Source organism: Moorena sp. SIO3I8, from assembly GCF_010692325.1.
Taxonomy (GTDB): Bacteria; Cyanobacteriota; Cyanobacteriia; order Cyanobacteriales; family Coleofasciculaceae; genus Moorena.
The window spans coordinates 1-2,085 of sequence record NZ_JAAHHW010000294.1; the positions used below are offsets into that span (position 1 = coordinate 1).

At 42.0% G+C, this 2,085-nt stretch carries 2 protein-coding genes; one reads left to right on the plus strand and one right to left on the minus strand.

The window, feature by feature from the left end; translation table 11 throughout:
* On the plus strand, positions 1 to 1,083 hold a 1,083-nt coding region (locus F6K51_RS36325), incomplete at its 5' end, for an alcohol acetyltransferase (RefSeq protein WP_293030778.1).
* A 234-nt stretch (positions 1,084 to 1,317) separates the two neighbouring features.
* Here F6K51_RS36325 and F6K51_RS36330 read toward each other — a convergent pair.
* The coding region (locus tag F6K51_RS36330) for a thioester reductase domain-containing protein (protein ID WP_293030781.1) at positions 1,318 to 2,085 on the minus strand (768 nt) is incomplete at its 5' end.

Consider the following 2,085-nt stretch of genomic DNA (forward strand, 5'->3'; position numbering starts at 1 on the left):
TCGCAAAACTCTAGACAATGGCAAGAAACCCTTCTAGAAGAACTAAACACCCAAATTGAGAGTAGTGAAGTGCTATTGCGAGCTGTACTTGTGCAAGGGCGGGAGTACTCTGAAAACAATCCTAGCTATCTGATTATCAAAATAAACCACGCCATCTCAGATGCTTTATCGAGTATCGAGTTATATTCAGAAATCTTGACCTACTGCTCGAAAATTATCTCTGGTGAACCAGTCGTGCCAGTGCCTAACTTACCGAAACTTCCCCCTGTAGATGAGTTATTACCTCCATCAACAAAAGGCTTTAGGGGTAATATCAACAAGCTGTTGTTTATTCTGCGACTTCTGTTCAAAAATATTTGGCGCCAACCAAAAGGCTTGAGTTTTGAGAAGACTGTACCTCTTGAGTTACGACGTACTGGCAATGTTTATAGACAGTTAGATGCGGAGGTTACCAAAGAGCTGATTCTACGTTGCCGTCAAGAAAAGACAACAGTACAAGCTGCTTTATGTGCGGCGCTGATATTTGCCACAGCCATAAAAATCGGATCAGGAAAGAAAAAATATGTGTCCTGTTGGATTCCTGTTGATCTGCGTAAACACTTGAAACCAGTGATCGACAATAAAAACATGGTCTTACTGGTTAGCTCCATAACGTCATTTCACACTCTCGACACAAATACCTCCTTCTGGAAATTAGCACGGGAAGTGAGACAACAAGTGGAAGTTGGCTTAAAGCGTGGCGATATGTTCACCGGAGTTTTGATGTATAAGAAGATGTTCGAGTTGGGGCTCACCCGCCGAGATCAAGCCCCTCAGACAGTGGCTATTTCCAATATTGGTCGAGTAAATATTCCCAGAGTTTACGGTCAATTTGAACTCTCAGAAATCAGTTTTGCTTCAGCACAAGCCATGTTTGGGGGTATTGTACTTGCTAATGTTACAACTTTTGAGGGAAAAATGTTTTTGCATTTCCCCTTCTCTAAGCCTGCAATCAGCCAGGAGACGATGGAGACTTTAGTAGATAGCTTCCTGTCCTACCTGGTTGATGCTAGCAAGGGAAAAATATCGCCCTGGGCTAGTTAAAATCGAATTACACCTACATTCTGCACCCTGAAATGTCAGACTAGGAATTTTGGTTGTTTGGCTGGGGGTTCTCCTGCATAGTAATGGTGAAAATATATATTTTTTCCCACACTTCCCATACCATTACTATGCACCACCACCGAAAAAAGTTTATGGGGGACTTGTCGTCCCCCAAAGTCAATCCATTGAACTTCAAGACACCTGACTGGCGTGCGCCTCTAGGAAAGGAATGCCCTACTGTGGCGCGTTCAAGAAGCCGCTACTCTTAAAATAAGAATAGTAGGTGTTCAATAATTTGGAATCTACGGATGGACAGACTATATCAGTGTCAGCTAGTCCATGTATTGTATGTTTACAGTCGTATCTCGGCATTTCCGCATTTACTGGTAGTTCTTCTGAAAAAAGCGACAAAAGAGGATACAGTGCGTTTTCATTGCTATTTTCTGTTTGACAAATTAGTTTGGTTCGCCACTTTTCATAATCCATCTGTTCAATGGGGTATCCCCAAGAACGGATCATGTTGAAAGCCTCGTTTACATAGATGTCATTAGGATTGACCATGTGAAAAGCCTTTCCTAGAGATTCTTTCTGTTGTGATATATTAAAAATCGCCTTACTTACATAGTCTACAGGTACTATGTCGCTGAAAACGCCTTCAAGATTTGGCACTGCTCCTAGCTGGATACAGCCTTTAATCATTCGAGAAAATAGATCTTCTGTATTACAGAAGCCTGTTTGACTGTGTCCTGTTATTCTCCCTGGCCTGTATATACATACGGGCAATCCTCGGTCACGAGCTTCCATAACTAATTTTTCTGCTACCCATTTACTTTCAGCGTAGCCATCATCGTTGTCTTGGGTATAGTCGAGGGAGTCTGATTCAAAAATTACTTGCTTGTCAGAATAGGCAGATGAGGAGAAAACCGACATAGTAGAGATAAAATGTACCGGCTTAATTTTGGTTTGGCTAGCCAATCTCAAGACTTCGTGAGTTCCGAGAAA